This window comes from Streptomyces sp. NRRL F-525, assembly GCF_000716605.1.
Classification (GTDB): domain Bacteria; phylum Actinomycetota; class Actinomycetes; order Streptomycetales; family Streptomycetaceae; genus Streptomyces.
Map to the genome: position 1 here is coordinate 1 of NZ_JNXE01000219.1, position 282 is coordinate 282.

Sequence of the window (282 nt, forward strand, 5' to 3'; positions counted from 1 at the left end):
GTGAGTACAAAGGAAGCGTCCGTTCCTTGAGAACTCAACAGCGTGCCAAAAATCAACGCCAGATATGTTGATACCCCGTCTCCAGCCATCACGGTTGGGGCGAGGTTCCTTTGAAGAAATACATACAGCGAGGACGCTGTGAACGGTCGGGCTTATTCCGCCTGACTGTTCCGCTCTCGTGTATGTGGTCCCGATTACGGGAAAACATTCACGGAGAGTTTGATCCTGGCTCAGGACGAACGCTGGCGGCGTGCTTAACACATGCAAGTCGAACGATGAACC

Annotated in this window: 1 rRNA gene; it reads left to right on the top strand. The window is 52.8% G+C overall.

What is annotated here, in order from left to right:
- Positions 1-207: 207 nt before the first annotated feature.
- Positions 208-282, top strand: a 16S ribosomal RNA gene (locus OO69_RS48605); the annotation flags it as partial.